The organism is Pseudomonas sp. 18058, assembly GCF_902706155.1.
Classification (GTDB): domain Bacteria; phylum Pseudomonadota; class Gammaproteobacteria; order Pseudomonadales; family Pseudomonadaceae; genus Aquipseudomonas; species Aquipseudomonas rustica.
In genome coordinates this window covers 151,950-171,020 of the sequence record NZ_CACSJY010000005.1, presented here as the reverse complement: position 1 = coordinate 171,020, position 19,071 = coordinate 151,950, and the positions used below count along the sequence as shown (strand labels likewise).

18 protein-coding genes are annotated in these 19,071 nt (G+C 59.8%); 11 read left to right on the top strand and 7 right to left on the bottom strand.

Annotation, left to right across the window (positions count from 1 at the left end; translation table 11 throughout):
* Positions 1-249: 249 nt before the first annotated feature.
* The 3 genes from GVL50_RS04740 to GVL50_RS04730 all read right to left on the bottom strand — a co-directional run bounded on the left by GVL50_RS04740 (position 250) and on the right by GVL50_RS04730 (position 2,851).
* A complete protein-coding gene (locus tag GVL50_RS04740) occupies positions 250-570 on the bottom strand; it encodes a DUF2388 domain-containing protein (RefSeq protein ID WP_171057234.1) in 321 nt (106 codons plus the stop codon).
* Between the two features lie 65 nt (positions 571-635).
* On the bottom strand, positions 636-2,420 hold the full coding sequence (locus tag GVL50_RS04735; protein WP_159811930.1) for a GspE/PulE family protein: 1,785 nt from the start codon (positions 2,418-2,420) through the stop codon (positions 636-638).
* 92 nt (positions 2,421-2,512) lie between these two features.
* Positions 2,513-2,851, bottom strand: coding sequence for a hypothetical protein (locus GVL50_RS04730; RefSeq protein WP_159811929.1), 339 nt, complete (start codon positions 2,849-2,851; stop codon positions 2,513-2,515).
* 126 nt (positions 2,852-2,977) lie between these two features.
* Here GVL50_RS04730 and GVL50_RS04725 point away from each other — a divergent pair, with 126 nt between their 5' ends.
* Entirely contained in the window at positions 2,978-3,442 is a 465-nt protein-coding gene (locus GVL50_RS04725; RefSeq protein ID WP_016983809.1) for an Lrp/AsnC family transcriptional regulator, read from the top strand.
* A 122-nt stretch (positions 3,443-3,564) separates the two neighbouring features.
* Here the strand turns inward: GVL50_RS04725 and GVL50_RS04720 are convergent, their stop codons facing one another.
* The gene (locus tag GVL50_RS04720) at positions 3,565-4,935 is read right to left on the bottom strand and encodes an inorganic triphosphatase (protein ID WP_053124859.1); all 1,371 of its coding nucleotides are present in this window, start codon (positions 4,933-4,935) and stop codon (positions 3,565-3,567) included.
* 155 nt (positions 4,936-5,090) lie between these two features.
* Here GVL50_RS04720 and argE point away from each other — a divergent pair, with 155 nt between their 5' ends.
* Positions 5,091-6,245 carry an acetylornithine deacetylase gene (gene argE / locus GVL50_RS04715; protein WP_159811928.1) on the top strand — a complete coding sequence of 385 codons (1,155 nt, stop codon included), beginning with the start codon at positions 5,091-5,093 and terminating at the stop codon, positions 6,243-6,245.
* Between the two features lie 260 nt (positions 6,246-6,505).
* A complete protein-coding gene (gene argA / locus GVL50_RS04710) occupies positions 6,506-7,804 on the top strand; it encodes an amino-acid N-acetyltransferase (RefSeq protein ID WP_053124855.1) in 1,299 nt (432 codons plus the stop codon).
* Positions 7,805-7,927: 123 nt separating this feature from the next.
* Here argA and tauA read toward each other — a convergent pair whose 3' ends face one another.
* The gene (gene tauA, locus GVL50_RS04700) at positions 7,928-8,914 is read right to left on the bottom strand and encodes a taurine ABC transporter substrate-binding protein (protein ID WP_218959284.1); all 987 of its coding nucleotides are present in this window, start codon (positions 8,912-8,914) and stop codon (positions 7,928-7,930) included.
* Positions 8,915-9,281: 367 nt separating this feature from the next.
* Between tauA and GVL50_RS04695 the strand changes: the two genes are divergently transcribed.
* The 8 genes from GVL50_RS04695 (at position 9,282) to GVL50_RS04660 (ending at position 16,523) form a co-directional block, all read left to right on the top strand.
* A complete protein-coding gene (locus GVL50_RS04695; protein ID WP_053124851.1) occupies positions 9,282-10,640 on the top strand; it encodes an OprD family porin in 1,359 nt (452 codons plus the stop codon).
* Between the two features lie 295 nt (positions 10,641-10,935).
* Positions 10,936-11,574 carry a peroxiredoxin gene (locus GVL50_RS04690; protein ID WP_159811927.1) on the top strand — a complete coding sequence of 213 codons (639 nt, stop codon included), beginning with the start codon at positions 10,936-10,938 and terminating at the stop codon, positions 11,572-11,574.
* Positions 11,575-11,857: 283 nt separating this feature from the next.
* Positions 11,858-12,451 carry an NADPH-dependent FMN reductase gene (gene ssuE, locus GVL50_RS04685; RefSeq protein WP_008085340.1) on the top strand — a complete coding sequence of 198 codons (594 nt, stop codon included), beginning with the start codon at positions 11,858-11,860 and terminating at the stop codon, positions 12,449-12,451.
* A gap of 90 nt (positions 12,452-12,541) precedes the next feature.
* Positions 12,542-13,507: a sulfonate ABC transporter substrate-binding protein gene (locus GVL50_RS04680; protein WP_053124845.1), complete on the top strand. Its 966-nt coding sequence runs from the start codon at positions 12,542-12,544 to the stop codon at positions 13,505-13,507.
* Between the two features lie 25 nt (positions 13,508-13,532).
* Positions 13,533-14,681: an FMNH2-dependent alkanesulfonate monooxygenase gene (gene ssuD / locus GVL50_RS04675; protein ID WP_008085337.1), complete on the top strand. Its 1,149-nt coding sequence runs from the start codon at positions 13,533-13,535 to the stop codon at positions 14,679-14,681.
* Positions 14,682-14,689: 8 nt separating this feature from the next.
* On the top strand, positions 14,690-15,472 hold the full coding sequence (gene ssuC / locus GVL50_RS04670; RefSeq protein WP_159811926.1) for an aliphatic sulfonate ABC transporter permease SsuC: 783 nt from the start codon (positions 14,690-14,692) through the stop codon (positions 15,470-15,472).
* On the top strand, positions 15,469-16,275 hold the full coding sequence (gene ssuB / locus GVL50_RS04665) for an aliphatic sulfonates ABC transporter ATP-binding protein (protein ID WP_053124840.1): 807 nt from the start codon (positions 15,469-15,471) through the stop codon (positions 16,273-16,275). The genes ssuC and ssuB overlap by 4 nt, the downstream gene beginning before the upstream one ends.
* Positions 16,276-16,307: 32 nt before the next feature.
* Positions 16,308-16,523 carry a molybdopterin-binding protein gene (locus GVL50_RS04660; RefSeq protein WP_003229256.1) on the top strand — a complete coding sequence of 72 codons (216 nt, stop codon included), beginning with the start codon at positions 16,308-16,310 and terminating at the stop codon, positions 16,521-16,523.
* A 160-nt stretch (positions 16,524-16,683) separates the two neighbouring features.
* On the opposite strand, the gene GVL50_RS04655 is transcribed toward GVL50_RS04660, so the two are convergent.
* Together GVL50_RS04655 and GVL50_RS04650 are read right to left on the bottom strand one after the other, a co-directional pair.
* A complete protein-coding gene (locus GVL50_RS04655) occupies positions 16,684-17,310 on the bottom strand; it encodes a TetR/AcrR family transcriptional regulator (RefSeq protein ID WP_159811925.1) in 627 nt (208 codons plus the stop codon).
* 270 nt (positions 17,311-17,580) lie between these two features.
* On the bottom strand, positions 17,581-18,957 hold the full coding sequence (locus GVL50_RS04650; protein WP_103302480.1) for a glutamine synthetase family protein: 1,377 nt from the start codon (positions 18,955-18,957) through the stop codon (positions 17,581-17,583).
* Positions 18,958-19,071 lie beyond the last annotated feature (114 nt).

Below are 19,071 nucleotides of genomic sequence, written 5' to 3'. Positions count from 1 at the left end.
CGAAGGCGGTGTGTCAGATACATTGATGTTTGCTGATACGACGCCTTCGCGAGCAAGCCCGCTCCCACAGGGGTTAGGCGTTGAGCGGAAATCCGGGCAAAAAAATGCCGCCCGTTTGAGCGGCACTTCACACAAGTGTTAGCAGACGATTACCGCTGAAGATCAAAAGATCGCAGCCTTCGGCAGCTCCTACTTTGGAATGCATTTCCCTGTAGGAGCTGCCGCAGGCTGCGATCTTTTGTTTTTGAGTTACTCGGAAGCCACGGCGTTTTTCGCCAGAATCGCATTCGCCAGTTCCATGTCCGTGGCCTGCAGGCCCGGGTTGTCGGCGCGTACTTTCTGCATCGCGGCTTCCAGGTATGGCCCGCGAATGCCGCCGTCGCTGGCGACGAAGCTGCCGGCATCGTCCTGGGCGGCGATGATCAGCTTGTGATCCTTGAAGGTCAGGTAGGTCGAACCGGTGGTTGCACCGGACGAAATGACGTTACGCCAAAAGCTGTCCGCCATGGCCGAACCAACGGGAAGGGACAGCAGGGCCAAGGTGGCGACAGCAAGTTTGAGACGCATGATGAGGTGACTCCTGGGGGTTAACTAGGGCGTTGGATTGCCAACCCCCGATCCAGTTCCCTGACGGGCTACTTGAGCTCACTCTGCGGCGTGACCCGCAACACTTCCTCAACCGTGGTCAGCCCCGCCGCCACCTTCTGCGCGCCGGACAGACGCAAACTGCGCATGCCTTCCTTGAACGCCTGACGTCGAATCGCTGCCAGATCGGTGTCCGGTGTGATGAACGCCTTCAGGCTGTCGCTCAGTTGCATGATTTCGTAAACCCCGGCGCGCCCGTGATAACCGGTGTCGCGGCACTCCACACAACCGATCGCCCGTTGCGCATTGCCCGGCAGCGGCGCTTGCCACGGGCGAGTCAGGGTTTGCCAGTCTTCTTCCTCCAGCGTCTGCGGTGCCTTGCAGTGCGGGCACAGAGTGCGCACCAGACGCTGGGCCATAACGCCGAGCACGGTGGCTTTAATCAGGTAATGCGGCACGCCGAGTTCGAGCAGACGGCTGATCGCGCTGGGTGCGTCGTTGGTGTGCAGGGTCGACAGCACCAAGTGCCCGGTCAGCGCCGCTTGAATCGCCATTTCGGCGGTTTCCAGATCGCGGATCTCGCCGATCATGATGATGTCCGGGTCTTGTCGCATCAGTGCACGCACCCCGGCGGCGAAGCTCAGATCGATGTTGTGCTGCACCTGCATCTGGTTGAACGCTGGCTCGACCATTTCGATCGGGTCTTCGATGGTGCAGAGGTTCACTTCCGGCGTCGCCAGTTTTTTCAGCGTGGTGTACAGCGTTGTGGTCTTGCCCGAACCTGTCGGCCCGGTGACCAGGATGATGCCGTTGGGCTGGCGGGTCATGTCCTGCCAACGCCGCAGATCGTCGGCGCTGAAACCCAGTTGATCGAAATCCTTGAGCAGCACTTCCGGATCAAAAATCCGCATGACCATTTTTTCGCCGAACGCGGTGGGCAGCGTCGACAGGCGTAACTCAACTTCGCCGCCCTCCGGGGTCTTGGTCTTGACCCGGCCGTCCTGCGGTTTGCGCTTCTCGGCGACGTTCATCCGCCCAAGGCTTTTCAGGCGACTGACGATCGCCATGGTCACCTGCGGCGGAAATTGATAGACGTTGTGCAGCACGCCGTCGATGCGAAAGCGCACGGTGCCTTGTTCCCGTCGCGGTTCGATGTGGATATCGCTGGCGCGCTGCTGAAAGGCGTACTGGAACAGCCAGTCGACGATGTTGACGATGTGCGCGTCGTTGGCGTCCGGCTCCTGATCGCTGGCGCCGAGGTTGAGCAGTTGTTCGAAGTTGCCGAGGTTGCCGCTCTGCGCATCGGCATTGCTGGCGCCGCTGACTGATTTGGCCAGCCGGAAAAACTCGACGCTGAAGCGCTGGATGTCCGCCGGGTTGGCCACCACCCGTTTGATCGGCAGTTTCAGCACGTGAGTCAGATCGGCTTCCCAGCCGGTGACGTATGGCTGGGCGCTGGCCACAGTCACCGCATCACGGTCGACCGCTACGGCGAGGATCTTGTGCCGTTGCGCGAAGGCGTAAGACATCAAGGGCGTGATCGCGGCGACGTTGATCTTCAGCGGATCGATGCGCAAATACGCCTGGCCGGCCTGCTGCGCCAGCCATAAGGTCAGGCTTTCCAGGTCGAGGTGTTTGCCTGGACGGCTGAGGTCGTCGAGTTGCTGGCTGGCGATAAATTCCAGCGGGTGCATCTGGCCATTTGCGGCGTGCCGGCGGCGCGCATTCAGCGCCTGCTCCGCCGCGTCCTGGCAAATAAAGCCTTGGGCGACCAGTTCACGCAGCACATCATTGAGTTCCAGCCAGCGGTCCTGAGTGGCGAATTGAACGGACATGCGGGCTTCCTTTTAAACGACAGTGCGCAAAAGGATAGTCGCGGCCGGGCAGACCGTTGGGCCACTACCCGACGAAGCCGTTGCCGGATTTGTCAGCCGGCCGCTTGTGCAGGCGTATCCCAAGCGTTGTCGGCGTTTTGCAGATCCACCGAGCAGACGCTGATCAGGTTACGAAGTTTTTCCGCGATCACTTGCGCGCGATGCCAACTGAGTCCGCCCATGACAATGTCGATCGACATTAGATCGTCCATGCGCTGCACGTTGACCTGTTCGGGCGTGAGGAATTGCAGGGCGAACAGATTCAGCGCCCGCACCAGCAAATCCGGCTCGGCTTCGGCGAGGATTTGATATTGCGCCAGGCAATGGGCGTTGCTGACGTTCCAGACATCGGCGCGGGTGGGCGTGGTGGTGACGGCTTCGAGGTGCGGCATGACGAGTCTCCAAATTCTCTGGAGGAATTTTTACATTCGGTGCGGGGTATTTCTTGGCTATGATCGGCGTTATTGATGATTGATCGATTGGATCAATTCGTAGAGTGCGTTATTTGAGGTTTTTTTATGCACAGCGAACTGGACAGCTACGACCGCAAGATTCTCGCCCTGCTGCAAGAGGACGCTTCACTGTCCAGCGCGCAGATCGCCGAGCAGGTCGGCCTCTCGCAATCGCCGTGCTGGCGGCGGATTCAGCGGATGAAGGAGGAGGGCATCATTCGTGGCCAGGTGACCTTGCTTGATCGCAAGAAGATTGGCCTGAACACGCAGATCTTCGCCGAGATCAAACTCAACGCGCACGGGCGTTCGAACTTCACCGAATTCACCGAGGCGATTCGCGGTTTTCCGGAGGTGCTGGAGTGTTATGTACTGATGGGCGCGGTGGATTTTTTGTTGCGGATCGTCGCGGCGGACATTGAGGCGTATGAGCGGTTCTTCTTCGAGAAGTTGTCGCTGGTGCCGGGGATCCAGGAAGTGAATTCGATTGTGGCGCTGTCGGAGATCAAATCGACAACAAGCCTGCCGGTTTGAGCATGATCGTTCCCACGCTCTGCGTGGGAATGCAGCCCGGGACACTCCGCGTCCCAAAGCGGACGCAGAGCGTCCATTGAAGCATTCCCACGCAGAGCGTGGGAACGATCATCACAGGGGTGTTACATGCGCAGCAGCATTTTCCACGCACGATTCTGGTAAACCGCAATCGCCTGCTGCTTGCGCGCATCGAGCAGTTCGTCAGTGATCGTCGGCTCGTTGGCCAGTTGTGCCAGTTTGTTCAGTTCGCCGTACAGGCGATCCATTTCCGGGATCTCCAGCACGTTGCGTGCGTGGTGCAGCCAGACCTGAATACGCTCGATACGCGGCAGTTGTTCAGCCAGATCTTCCGGCTGCTGCTGATAACGCTGCAATTGCAGGGCCGTCGCTTCTTCACCCAAGGTACGCGGCAGCCAGCTGTGCAATTGCGCGCCGCCCTGACGATTGCCACGCACGTTACGCTCGGCGGTCCAGGTACGGGCCAGCAACCAGCGCGAAGTGTTCAGCGAGAACAGGCCCCAACGCGGGTCTTCGAGTTCTTCGAGGAACTGCTCCGGCGCGGCTTTGCGTACGTCTTCGTCCTCGATACCGGCCTGCACCAGCGGGCGCCAGTCTTCCAGCAACGCATCCAGCGCAACGCGCAAGTCGTGAGTCGACTGACGCGGCGCGGCCTGGCCGAGGCTGCTGAGCAGGGCGCGCATTTCCGCGAGGTTCTCGACCCAGTCGAGCAACAGGCGCCAATGGCCGTTGAAACGGTACTGTTCAGCCAGACGCTGGCTGCTGCCGAGCAAGTGCCAGCTCAGCGCGGCAAAAGCGTCGTCGAGCTGGGTTTCCGGGGTCAGCTCTGGCGCTGGCAGGCTCAGCGAGTAGCTGTTGGCGTCGTACAGACGATAACCGCGCTCAGCCTTGCTGATGTCGCACGGCATCAGCGCGAGGGTAGCGGCCAGTTCAGCGGCCAGTTCCAGCAGCGCAGCAGGCTCGCCTTCGCGCAGTTCCAGTTCCAGCTCGCAGATTTCTTCTTTCTGCTTGCCGACTACAACGTGACCGAGATCCAGCGCGGCTTCGATAACCACTTTGCTCTTGCCACGGCCCCAGGCGATTTCGGCGCGTTCGCGGACGAAATCGGTGGTGAAGATCGGCTTGAGGGTTTTCTTGTCCAGCTCGGCCAGCGACTCGGGCCAGCATTCGCCGTCGAGTTTCTTCACGTCGAGTTTGGCTTTCGGCAACTTCCAGTCGTATTCATTACGCTCGGACAGGCCGGCGACGCTCTGGCCACGGGTCTTGAGGGTCTGAATCACTTCGTCACCGTCCTTGCGCAGGCGCAGGGCAACTTTGGCCTGAGCCAGATCGCGCTCGGGGGTGTCGAAGTACTGGTTCATCAACTCACGGCGTTCCCAGCCACTTTTGTTGCGTTTTTTCAGTAACGGGTGCTCGCGCAGGGCGGCGAGGGTTTCGCGGCTGACGCGGAGTTTGATTTCGGTTTCTTTCTGCATGGCCGGAAAATCCAGGATCGGGAGCGCAGCCGGGGAATATGTGGCTGCCAAGGCCGTGCAGTGTACAGGACTGATTCGTCCTACGCCCTGCGGCGGTTTATTCCTGACGCCGGATGGTTCTATGATGGACTTCAAATCGGGAGTTGGAGTCAGCGATGCCTTTGCCGTCCATGCAAGACCAGTTCGCGGCGCTGATCGCCGCGCCGTCGGTCAGCTGTACCCAACCGAACCTTGATCAGTCCAACCGCGCGGTGATCGATTTGCTCGCCGGCTGGCTGGGTGATCTGGGTTTCAGCTGCGATATTCAGCAAGTCAGCCCCGGCAAATTCAACCTGCTCGCCAGTTTCGGCAGCGGCCCCGGCGGGCTGGTGCTGGCCGGGCACAGCGACACGGTGCCGTACGACGATGCGTTGTGGCAGACCGATCCGCTGAAATTGACCGAAGTCGATGGCCGCTGGGTCGGCCTCGGCAGTTGCGACATGAAGGGCTTTTTCGCGCTGATCATCGAAGCGGTGTTGCCGCTGCTCGATCAGCCGTTCAAGCAACCGCTGTTGATCCTCGCCACCTGCGATGAAGAAAGCTCAATGTCCGGCGCCCGCGCGCTGGCCGAGGCCGGGCGTCCGCTGGGGCGTGCGGCGGTGATTGGCGAGCCGACCGGGCTCAAGCCGATTCGCATGCACAAAGGCATCATGATGGAGCGCATCGACATTCTCGGGCAGAGCGGCCATTCGTCGGATCCGCGCCTGGGCCACAGCGCCCTTGAGGCGATGCACGATGCGATCGGCGAACTGCGCGGCCTGCGCCTGTTGTGGCAGCGTGAATTCAACAACCCGCAGTTCAGTGTGCCGCAACCGACGATGAACTTCGGTTGCATTCATGGCGGCGATAATCCCAACCGGATTTGCGGCCAGTGTTCGCTGGAGTTCGATCTGCGACCGCTGCCGGGCATGGATCCGAAAGTCCTGCGCGCGGAGATTCTGCGCAAGCTCAACCCGGTGGCCGAGCGGCATCAGGTGAAGATCGATTACCAACCGCTGTTCCCGGAAGTGCCGCCGTTCGAGCAGGATGCAGACGCCGAATTGGTGCGCATCGCCGAAAAGCTCACCGGTCATAGCGCCGAAGCAGTAGCGTTCGGCACCGAAGCGCCTTATCTTCAGCGCCTCGGCTGCGAAACCATCGTCCTCGGCCCCGGCGACATTGCCTGCGCGCATCAGCCCGGCGAGTACCTTGAAATGTCACGTTTGCAGCCTACCGTGCATCTATTACGGCAACTGATTGAACATTACTGCCTGACCCCGGACAAACCCTGAACCCGTAGGAGCAGAGCTTGCTCGCGAAAGCGGACTCACATTCAACAGCTGTGTAGCCAGTTGAAACGCGTTCGCGAGCAAGCTTTGCTCCTACAGGATTTGTGTGATGAGCGGGCAAGTCGTAAATTGCCAGCACCCCAACCCGTATTCATGAGGAGAGCGCGCGTGTCGCCAAGCCTGTTCCGACGATAACCATCAGCCCGCTGTGCGTTTTCCGTTTCGCCCTTTTTCCGGCTGCTATTTATTACAGGCCCAGGTTCATGCCCGAATACGTTAATTGGCTTCGTCACGCGTCCCCTTACATCAATGCCCACCGCGACTGCACCTTCGTCGTCATGCTGCCCGGCGACGGCGTGGAGCATCCGAATTTCGGCAACATCGTCCACGACCTGGTCTTGCTGCACAGCCTTGGCGTGCGACTGGTGCTGGTGCACGGTTCGCGCCCGCAGATTGAAACCCGCCTCGCCGCGCGCGGCCTGACCCCGCATTACCATCACGGCATGCGCATCACCGATGCCGCGACGCTGGAGTGTGTGATCGACGCGGTCGGTCAGTTACGCATTGCCATTGAAGCGCGGCTGTCGATGGACATGGCCTCGTCGCCGATGCAGGGCTCGCGTCTGCGCGTGGCCAGCGGCAACCTTGTGACCGCGCGGCCGATCGGCGTGCTGGAAGGCGTCGACTATCACCACACCGGCGAAGTACGCCGGGTCGACCGTAAGGGCATCAATCGCCTGCTCGATGAGCGTTCGATCGTGCTGCTGTCGCCGCTGGGCTACTCGCCGACCGGTGAAATCTTCAACCTCGCCTGCGAAGACGTCGCTACCCGCGCCGCCATTGATCTGGGTGCCGATAAGCTGCTGCTGTTCGGCGCTGACCTCGGCCTGATCGACGAAAACGGCAAACTGGTGCGCGAACTGCGCCCGCAACAAGTGCCGGCACATTTGCAGCGTCTGGGCAGCAACTATCAGGCGGAACTGCTCGATGCCGCTGCCGAAGCGTGCCGTGGCGGTGTCGCGCGTAGCCATATCGTCAGTTACGTCGAAGACGGTGCGCTGCTGACCGAACTGTTTACCCGTGACGGTGGCGGTACGCTGGTCGCGCAAGAGCAATTCGAATTGGTGCGCGAAGCGGCGATTGAAGACGTCGGCGGTTTGCTCGACTTGATCAGTCCGCTGGAAGAGCAGGGTATTCTGGTGCGTCGTTCGCGCGAAGTGCTGGAGCGCGAAATCGAGCAGTTCAGCGTGGTCGAACGTGAAGGGATGATCATCGCCTGTGCGGCGCTGTATCAGATTGCCGAATCGGACGCCGGTGAACTGGCGTGCCTGGCAGTGAACCCGGAATATCGCCACGGTCGTCGCGGCGATGAGCTGCTGGAGCGCATCGAGACACGTGCGCGGGCGCAGGGCTTGAAAACGTTGTTCGTACTTACCACGCGCACCGCGCACTGGTTCCGCGAACGTGGCTTCGAGCCAAGCAGCGTTGAGCGCCTGCCAGCGGCACGGGCGTCGCTGTACAACTACCAGCGCAACTCGAAGATCTTTGAAAAAACCCTCTGACCCGGTTCATCGATCGTTCCCACGCTCTGCGTGGGAATGCCTCAACGGACGCTCCGCGTTCGCTTTTGATGGGACGCGGAGCGTCCCGAGATGCATTCCCACGCGGAGCGTGGGAACGATCAATTACTCGGTGATGAACTTCGCGCTCACGTACGGCGAATAATCCGGCAGCACCGTCTCAACTTTGCCCTGTTCCTTCAAAAACTTCGCCGTCTCACCAATCGCCTTCGCCGTGCCGCCGTCCAGCAGCGCCGTGGTTTGTTGTGCCTTGGCATCCGGGAATGCGGAACCGGCGAGCAATTCCGGCACGTCGGCGGCATTGGCACCGGTCAGTTTGGCGATTTTCTGTACAGGCACCGAGTCAGCCGTCCAGCTGTCTTTGTGCGCCGCGTAATCAGCAAACGAGTCCAGCGTGACCTTGGCAAACTTGGCCACGACGTCCGGGTGCTTCTCGGCAAAGTCCTTGCGCGCCACCCACACTTCAAAGGTCGGCGCGCCCCACTGGCCAACTTGCGCAGCATCGGTCAACGTCTTGCCGGTCTTGCGGATTTCACCCAGCGCCGGCGACCAGACAAACGCGCCATCAATATCGCCACGCTTCCACGCCGCGGCGATTTCTGCCGGTTGCAGGTTCACCACTTTGACTTTCGAAGCGTCCAGACCCCAATGCTTCAGCGCACCGAGTAGGCTGTAATGCGAGGTGGAAACGAAGGGTGTGGCGATGGTCTTGCCGACCAGATCCTGCGGGGTATTGATGCCGCTGCCATTGCGCACCACCAGTGCTTCGGCGGCGTTGATCTGTGCCGAAACGATGAATGCGACGATCGGCAGATTACGCGAGGCCGCCGCCGCTAAAGGGCTGGAACCGAGATTGCCGATCTGCACGTCGCCCGAAGCAATGGCTGTCACAACTTCCGGGCCGCTGTTGAAGCGACGCCAGTCGATCTTCTCGCCGATGGTTTTCTCGTAGACACCGTCAGCCTGCGGGACTTTGCTCGGATCGATACCGGTTTGGTAGCCAACGGTGAGGTTGGCTGCCTGTGCGGAAAAAGAAAATATTGCCGATACACAAACTGTAACAAATTGACTCGATAGTGCGCGTTTGGCCATGATGGCGTCGCCTTTTGGATAGGGTTTGACGTGATTTGAATGCGCCAAAGCTAATCGATCTAAAAAAAGGCTAACAAATACCATTTAGGAATGAGCTTAGTAGCCGATATCCTGTATCCCGCTGCAGGTGGCCATTAATGGGCCATATACTCGAATGGTATTAAAAAGAATGAAATAATTCTTTTTGGGGTTATCAGGAAATCAGTACTGTGCAGGGACCAAATCACTGCGATTAGACCTTGGTCGTAGACACACGAGGTTACGATTGACTTGTCAGTCACGGTCTGGCGCTAATCGCGCATCTTAGGATCCAGGGCATCAGACCCCGGGCCAGGAACACAAAAATTAGAAACGAGAGGAGCTATACATGAACAAGTCCACCTTGGCCCTGGCTGTGGCCGTAGGGGTTATGGCGCAGCAGGCAGGCGCCGCCGGTTTCATCGAAGACAGCAAGGCCACACTGGGGCTGCGTAACTTCTACATCAATACCGATAACCGTGACTCCGGCACCAAAGCCGCTGGCGCTCAGAGCAAGAACGAAGAATGGGGCCAAGGCTTCGATCTGCGTTTCATCTCCGGTTACACCCAAGGCACCGTCGGCTTCGGTATCGACGCCATCGGCCTGCTGGGCATCAAGCTGGATTCGGGCGGCGGCACTAACGGCGCTACTGCTACCTCTTACGGCGGCACTGTGTTCCCGAGCAAGTCCAACGGCGAAGCGGTTGATAACTACTCGAGCCTGGGCCTGACTGCCAAAGCCAAGATCTCCCAGACCGAACTGAAATTGGGCACCCTGCAGCCAAAACTGCCGGTCATCGTGACCAACGACGGTCGTCTGCTGCCACAAACCTGGCAGGGTGGCCAGATCACTTCCGGCGACATCAAAGACCTGACCCTGGTCGGTGGTCAGATCGAAGCCGTGAAAGGTCGTAACTCCAGCAACAACGAGCAACTGTCGATTGGTGGCGCTAACAGCCCAACCATCACCGGTCGCGACAGCAACAAGTTCATCTACGCCGGTGGTGACTACAAAATCACCAAAGACCTGACTGCCCAGTACTACTACGGCAACCTGGAAGATTTCTACAAGCAACACTTCCTGGGTCTGGTTCACAACTGGGCAATCGGCCCGGGCGTGTTGAAGTCCGATCTGCGTTACTTCAACAGCTCTGATGACGGCGCCAACGGCGACACGCCTGCTTACTACAGCACCGGTAGCTACGCTGGTTTCGCCAACGGTCGCGGTAAAGTCGACAACAACCTGTACAGCGGCTTGTTCCTGTACACCGTTGCCGGTCACACCTTCGGTGGTGGCTATCAGGTCAGCAACGGCAGCAGCGACTTCCCTTGGCTGAACCAGGGCGACGGTTCGTCGAACTACACCATCACCGACATGCAAATCCAGAAGTTCGGCCGTGCCGGCGAGCGTACCTGGCAAGCGCGCTACTCCTATGACTTCGCCAAAGTGGGCGTGCCTGGCTTGACCGCTGGCATGGTTTACCTGCGTGGCGACAACATCGATACCTACAACGCCGGTCGCGTTCAAACCTCGAACGGCGCTTCCGAGTGGGAACGCGATTTGACCGTAGCGTACGTGATCCCGGAAGGCCCGTTGAAGAACGTGGGCTTCATGTGGAAAAACGCTTCGTGGCGCAACGACATCGCCGGTCAGCGCGACCAGGACGAAAACCGTCTGATCCTCAGCTACTCGCTGCCGCTGCTGTAATAGCGTTTTCAAGTATCTGACGTAAAAAAAGCCCCGTCCGGCATCGCGCCGGACGGGGCTTTTGCGTTTTCGAGTCAGGCCCACCCCCGTAAGCCCTCCCCGAATTTCCCTCTTTACTGCAACTCAAGGCCTTCTCGAACCTTGCGACCGATGTTCGTCGGGATGCCGTTCAGCGTCCAGTGAACAGATGTTTAATATTCACTTATGATCTAGATATCTGATTATTTATTCTTTTTCATGATGGCAAATCCCGAGCTACAGTTGAGGTCGCCAACAACTCATCAGGAGCAGCACCATGAGCCTCAGACTCGGCGACATCGCCCCCGACTTCGAACAGGATTCCAGTGCCGGCAAGATTCGTTTTCACGAGTGGCTGGGCAATAGCTGGGGCGTGCTGTTCTCCCACCCGGCGGACTTCACCCCGGTGTGCACCACCGAGCTGGGTTTCACCGCCAAACTCAAAGATGAATTCAGCAAGCGCGGCGTCAAAGCCATCGCGCTGTCGGTCGACCCGGTGGATTCGCACCACAAGTGGATCGAAGACATCAACGAAACCCAGAACACCCTCGTCAACTTTCCGATCCTGGCCGATGCCGATCGCAAGGTTTCCGATCTGTACGATCTGATCCACCCGAACGCCAACGACACGCTGACCGTACGTTCGCTGTTCGTGATCGATCCGAACAAAAAGATTCGCCTGACCATCACCTACCCGGCGAGCACCGGGCGCAACTTCCACGAGATTCTGCGGGTGATCGATTCGCTGCAACTCACCGACAACTACAAAGTGGCCACGCCGGCCAACTGGCAGGACGGTGATGAGGTGGTGATCGTGCCTTCGTTGAAGGACGAGGAAGAGATCAAGCAGCGTTTTCCCAAGGGCTATCGCGCCGTGAAGCCTTACCTGCGCCTGACGCCACAGCCGAATCGTTAAGATCAAAAGATCGCAGCCTGCGGCAGCTCCTACAGGAGTACGCCGCTTCCTGTAGGAGCTGCCGAAGGCTGCGATCTTTTCGAGGCATCCACAAAGCAGGGGATTTCAGGCCGTTTCGACGGCCTTTTTTTTCGCCTGAAACAAAGCAATCCGCATATCTCCAAAACGCATAACCAAATGAATAAATATGATTTATGGATATATAAATCAGCTGGTAAGGTCACTCCCATCGAAGCGAGATCGCAACCCGCGAATCGCCTGTAATGCTTAAGGAATCGTCTCAATGCTGGTTGTCTCACTCGGTGGCAGTCCCAGCCTGCGCTCCCGTTCCGGGGTGCTGCTGGAGCGCTCGCAACGTTGGTTGCAGCAGCAAGGCGTGGAAGTGGTGAGTTATCAGATTCGGGATTTCCCGGCCGAAGATTTGCTCCACGCCCGCTTCGACAGCCCGAAGGTGCTCGACCTGCTGCAACAGATTGAAAACGCCGACGGGCTGTTGATCGCCACGCCGGTGTACAAGGCTTCGTTTTCCGGCGCGTTGAAGACGCTGCTGGATCTGCTCCCAGAGCGCGCCCTGAATCACAAGATTGTCTTGCCGATGGCCACGGGCGGCAGCATCGCCCACATGCTGGTGGTCGATTACGCCCTCAAGCCTGTGTTGTCGGCGCTGAAAGCCCAGGAAATGCTTCAGGGGATTTTCGCCGAGGACAGCCAGATCGCTTACGGCGAAGGCAGTGCCGCCGCGCAACTGGCCCCGGCGCTGGAGCAGCGTCTGCATGAAGCGCTCGATCAGTTTGTCGGCGCCATGGCCCGCCGCCCGAAACCGCTGGAACCGGGCCTGTTGAACGAACGTTTGTTGAGTGCTCGCTGGAGCATTTAAGCCTCACCCGCATTTGATGTACTTCACCTTACTCAGCCGCTAACGGCCAAGCAGGTGCAGCCAAAACCCAACAGCAAAAAGGAGAGCGCTATGCGCACTGTATTTTTGCGTCGTGGTCTGGTCGCTCTGTTTGCTGCGGCTGTCACCTTCGGCGCCATCACTCAAGCTCAAGCCGAGACTCTTCGGATCGGTTATCAGAAGTACGGCACGCTGGTGCTGCTCAAAGCCAAAGGCACGTTGGAAAAACGTCTGGCCGCCCAAGGCGTCGACGTGCAATGGACAGAATTTCCCGGCGGCCCGCAGCTGCTGGAAGGCCTGAACGTCGGCTCGATCGACTTCGGTGTCACTGGCGAAACTCCACCGGTGTTCGCTCAGGCCGCTGGCGCTGATCTGCTCTACGTTGCCTACGAACCGCCAGCGCCCAACAGCGAAGCGATCCTTGTGCCGAAAGACTCGCCGATCAAATCGGTGGCCGATCTCAAGGGCAAGAAAGTCGTGCTGAACAAAGGCTCCAACGTCCACTACCTACTGGTGCGTGCGCTGGAAGATGCCGGTCTCAAGTACACCGACATTCAAACCGTATTCCTGCCGCCGGCCGACGCCCGCGCTGCGTTCGAACGTGGCAGCGTCGATGCTTGGGTCATCTGGGATCCGTACCAGGCTGCCGCCGAGAAACAACTGCAGGCGCACACCCTGCGTGACGGCAAAGGCATCGTCGACAACCACCAGTTCTATCTCGCCACCAAGCCTTACGCACAGAAAAATCCTGAGGTGATCAAAGCCCTCGTTGAGGAAGTGCGCGCCGTCGGCGAGTGGTCGAAAGCCAACCCTGAAGACGTGACCCAGCAAGTCGCGCCACTGCTCGGCCTGCCGGCGGACATCACCCTGACCTCGGTGAAACGCCAGGGCTACGGCGCACTGTTCCTGACCCCGGAAGTGGTCGCTGCGCAGCAAAAAATCGCTGACACGTTCTACCAGCTCAAGCTGATTCCGAAGCCGCTGAGCATCAAGGATGTGATCTGGACACCACCGGCCGCTGTGGCCAAAGCGCTGTAATTCGAATCCCCAAGGAGACCACTCCATGAGCCTCAATATCTTCTGGTTCCTGCCTACCCACGGTGACGGCCATTACCTTGGCACCGCCGAAGGCGCTCGCGCCGTCGACCACGGTTATCTGCAACAGGTCGCGCAAGCGGCGGATCGTCTGGGTTTCGGCGGCGTGCTGATTCCGACCGGCCGCTCTTGCGAAGACTCGTGGCTGGTGGCGGCGTCGCTGATTCCGGTGACCCAGCGCCTGAAATTCCTCGTTGCTCTGCGCCCCGGGATCATTTCCCCGACGGTCGCGGCGCGGCAGGCAGCCACGCTGGATCGTCTGTCCGGCGGCCGTGCGCTGTTCAACCTGGTAACCGGCGGTGACCCAGAAGAATTGGCTGGCGACGGTCTGTTCCTCAGCCACGAAGAACGCTATCAAGCTTCGGTGGAATTCACCCGCATCTGGCGCCGAGTGCTGGAAGGCGAAACCGTTGATTACGACGGCGAGCACATCAGCGTGAAAGGCGCGAAGTTGCTCTATCCGCCGATCCAGCAACCACGTCCGCCGCTGTACTTCGGTGGCTCGTCGGAAGCGGCGCAGGACTTGGCCGCCGAACAAGTGGAAATGGTGCTGACCTGGGGCGAGCCGCCAGCAGCCGTCGCCGAGAAGATCGCCCAAGTCCGCGCCAAAGCCGCCAAACTCGGCCGCACCGTGCGCTTCGGCATTCGTCTGCACGTGATCGTTCGTGAAACCAACGCAGAAGCGTGGCAAGCGGCGGATCGGCTGATCTCGCATCTGGACGACGACACCATCGCTCGTGCTCAAGCTTCGCTGGCGCGTTTCGATTCGGTTGGCCAGCAACGCATGGCCGCCCTGCACGGTGGCAGCCGCGACAACCTCGAAGTCAGCCCGAACCTTTGGGCCGGCGTCGGTCTGGTGCGCGGCGGTGCCGGTACGGCGCTGGTCGGCGATGGCCCGACTGTGGCCGCTCGCGTGAAGGAGTACGCGGATCTGGGCATCGACACCTTTATCTTCTCCGGTTATCCACACCTTGAAGAGTCGTATCGCGTTGCTGAACTGTTGTTCCCGCACCTCGATATCGAGCGTCCGGAACTGCCGAAAAGTGCCGGTTACGTCAGTCCGTTCGGCGAGATGGTCGCCAACGACATTCTTCCCAAAGCCGCGTCGCAGAGCTGAGGCGCGCCATGAAGAAAATCATCCACAGCCTCGCGCCTTGGGCGCTGCCGGTATTGCTGCTGGCGGTGTGGCAGTTGTCGGTGTCGGCGGGCTGGTTGTCGACACGGATTCTGCCGGCACCGGTGGCGGTGATCGAAGCCGGCGTGAGCCTGGTGCGCAGCGGCGAAATCTGGACGCACCTGGCGATCAGTGGCTGGCGTGCGGCGCTGGGTTTCACCATCGGCGGCAGCATCGGTCTGGTCTTGGGCTTTATCACTGGCCTGTCGAAATGGGGCGAACGCCTGCTCGACAGCTCGGTGCAGATGATCCGCAACGTGCCGCACCTGGCGCTGATTCCGCTGGTGATCCTGTGGTTCTGCATCGACGAGTCGGCGAAGATTTTTCTGGTGGCGTTGGGCACGTTGTTCCCGATCTACCTCAACACTTATCACGGCATCCGTAACGTCGATCCGGCGCTGGTGGAGATGGCGCGCAGTTATGGCTTGAGCGGTTTCAGCCTGTTCTGGCAGGTGATTCTGCCGGGCGCGCTGCCTGCGATTCTGGTCGGTGTGCGCTTCGCCCTGGGCTTTATGTGGCTGACGCTGATCGTCGCCGAAACCATTTCCGCCAGCTCCGGCATCGGCTATCTGGCGATGAACGCCCGCGAGTTTTTGCAGACCGACGTGGTGGTGCTGGCGATCCTGCTTTACGCCGTGCTCGGCAAACTTGCCGACCTTGCCGCCCGTGGACTTGAACGTGTGTGGTTGCGCTGGCATCCGGCGTATCAGGTTGCCAAAGGAGGTGCAGCATGACCGCTCAACAACCTCCACGCCTGCTGCGCGGGATTCCGCTGGCGGTGCGCAACCTGCAGAAAACCTTCGGCGCGCGGCAGGTGCTGCGTGACATCGATCTGCACATTCCGGCAGGGCAATTCGTCGCTGTGGTCGGGCGCAGTGGCTGCGGCAAAAGTACTTTGCTGCGCTTGCTCGCCGGCCTCGATCAACCAACGGGCGGTGACTTGCTCGCCGGTTCTGCGCCGCTCAGCGATGCGCGGGAAGACACCCGATTGATGTTCCAGGAAGCGCGTCTGCTGCCGTGGAAAAAGATCATCGACAACGTTGGGCTCGGCCTTAAAGGCAACTGGCGTCCGCAGGCATTGGATGCGCTGGAAGCGGTGGGTCTGGCGGATCGTGCCAATGAGTGGCCGGCGGCTTTGTCCGGTGGGCAGAAGCAGCGCGTCGCACTGGCCCGGGCGCTGATCCATCAGCCGCGCCTGCTGTTGCTCGACGAACCGCTCGGCGCACTGGACGCGCTGACCCGCATTGAAATGCAGCAACTGATCGAACGTCTCTGGCAGCAACACGGCTTCACGGTGTTGCTGGTGACCCACGACGTCAGCGAAGCGGTGGCGATTGCCGACCGGGTGATTCTGATCGAGGACGGCGAAGTCGGCCTTGACCTGCACGTCGAACTGCCGCGCCCACGGGTACGCGGTTCGCACCGACTGGCCGCGCTGGAAACCGAAGTGCTCAACCGAGTTTTGTCCCTGCCCGGCGAACCGCCGGCGCCGGAACCTGTTTCACCACTGCCTACGCAATTGCGTTGGGCGCAATAACTCAAGTTTTATCAACGACAGGAATCAATGCCATGACTATTAAAGCCATCAACGTGCGCAACCAGTTCAAAGGCTCGATCAAGGAAATCGTCCTCGGCGACGTGCTGTCGGAAATCGACGTGCAAACCGCTTCGGGCATCGTCACTTCGGTGATCACCACGCGTTCGGTCAAGGAGCTGGAACTGGTGGTGGGCAGCGAAGTGATCGCCTTTGTGAAATCCACCGAGGTGTCGATCGCCAAGTTGTAAGCCAGTGAGTAAAAAACAACCCCGAACGGCGTGAGCCCTTCGGGGTTTTTTGTGATCGTTCCCACGCTCCGCGTGGGAATGCCTCTAGGGACGCTCCGCGTCCAGTGACGCGGAGCGTCACGGGCTGCATTCCCACGCAGAGCGTGGGAACGATCATGGCTCAGCGCTTGGGCAGATACGGCGGCAAATACAGCCCGATATAGGCATCAAACACGCGCATCCCTTCCTCGGCCATGCGCGGCGTGATCTGCCCATGCTGCTGCACCGAGCGCGCATACACCCGGTCACCCAACTCCATCGCCAAGGCAAACACATCAACATCCTCCGGCAGCCTCGGCAACTCGAAGTGGTGATTGAACAGCTTGTGCATCAGGTCGCCCAGTTCGATGTCGTGCTGCCGGTCAGCCTGGGTCACTTCGGTCAAACCGTGCTGAGCGAGAATCAACTGGCGTGCGGCGGCGTCTTCGTCGTAGATCTCCAGCATCCGTTGCTCGACCAACCGCGACAGATCGCGCCAGTCGCGCAGCGCTTCGTGATCGATCGGCGCTTGCAGGCAGGCGCGAAATGCCGCGTGCACATCCGCCGTCAGCGCTTCGAGCAAGGCCGGTACGCTGGCGAAAAAGTGGTACACGGAGGAGGGCGGAATCTGCGCGCGCTCGGCGACGCTGTAGATCGACAGACTCGCCACGCCCTCGGCAGCCAGCAGCGTGCGCGCGGCGTCGAGTATCGAATCGATGCGCGCCTGACTGCGGGCACGGGGTTTGCGAACGGGGGCGGGACGCGTCATGAAAGTCTCCTGCGGGGCAGCGGGCATTGTACGAGCCGGGTTCCGTGTTGTCTGCCAGTACCCTGTGGCGAGGGGATTTATCCCCGATGGGTTGCGAAGCAGCCCCAAAGCCATCCCACTCGGTGTGTCAGGAGTATCCGGCTCTCAGGGTTTACGACTGCTGCGCAGCCGATCGGGGATAAATCCCCTCGCCACAGGGTTTGTGTTCGGCCATAAAAAAACGCCGTAGGCTGAATCAGCCGACGGCGTTCTTTTTGGCGCTACAACCGCTTAAACGGTATGCAGATACCAGTTGTACTCAAGGTCGGAGATGGAGTGTTCGAACTCCTCCAGCTCGCTTTCCTTGCAGGCGACGAAGATATCGATGTACTTCGGATCGATGTACTTGGCCATCACCTCGCTGTCGTCCAGCTCGCGCAGGGCATCGCGCAAGTTGTTCGGCAGGCTTTGTTCGTTCTGCTCGTAGCTGTTGCCTTCGACAGGCGCGCCCGGCTCGATCTTGTTGGTCAGACCGTGGTGCACGCCGGCCAGTACCGAAGCCATCAGCAGGTACGGGTTGGCGTCGGCGCCGGCCACGCGGTGTTCGATACGTACGGCATCGGACGAGCCGGTCGGTACGCGAATCGCCACGGTGCGGTTGTCCAGGCCCCAGCACGGCGAGTTCGGCACGTAGAACTGTGCGCCGAAACGACGGTAGGAGTTGACGTTCGGGCAGAGGAAAGCCATCTGCGCGGGTAGGGTCTCGAGCACACCGCCGATCGCGTGACGCAGCGCGGCGTTCTGCTCGGGATCCTCGCTGGCAAAAATGTTTTTGCCTGCTTTATCCAGAATCGAAATGTGGACGTGCAGACCATTACCGGCCTGGCCCGGGTACGGCTTGGCCATGAAGGTGGTGTCCATTTCATGGTCGTAAGCGATGTTCTTGATCAGACGCTTGAGCAGTACCGCGTAGTCGCAGGCCTTGATCGGGTCGGCGACGTGGTGCAGGTTCACTTCGAACTGCGCCGGGGCACTTTCCTTAACGATGGCGTCGGCCGGGATGCCTTGCTCTTTCGCGCCTTCCAGAATGTCCTGGAGGCAGTCGACGTATTCGTCGAGGTCGTCGATCAGGTAGACCTGAGTCGAGTGCGGACGTTTACCGGAGATCGGCGAGCGTGGCGGCTGTGGACGGCCGTTCACGTTCTCCTGGTCGATCAGGTAGAACTCGAGTTCGAATGCGGCGCAGATGGTCAGACCCAGCTCGTCAAACTTTGCAACAACTTGACGGAGCACTTCGCGCGGATCGGCGAAGAAAGGATCGCCTTCGAGTTCGTGCATGGTCATCAACAGTTGCGCGGTAGGGCGCTTCTGCCATGGCTCGTTGCACAGAGTATCGGGGATTGGATAGCAGATTCGATCGGCGTCGCCGATGTCCAGACCCAGGCCGGTGCTTTCCACCGTGGAGCCGTTGATGTCCAGAGCAAATAGAGAGGCCGGCAGGTTGATGCCTTTCTCGTAAACCTTGTGGAGACTGGTGCGTTCAATGCGCTTGCCGCGCACCACACCATTCATATCCGCAATCAGAAGGTCAACGTACAGAACCTCAGGATGTTCCTTAAGGAACGCGTTCGCTTCGTTAAGCTGAACGGCACGCGGGGGTACCGACATGATGCAACACCTTTGTTGTTAAAAATATCAATCATTGATCTTTTCTGGTTTCAGTCAACCCGAACGGCCTGCCGAAGTCAAGCGAGGCCTTTTTTGCCCTAAAAAAGCGCTGCA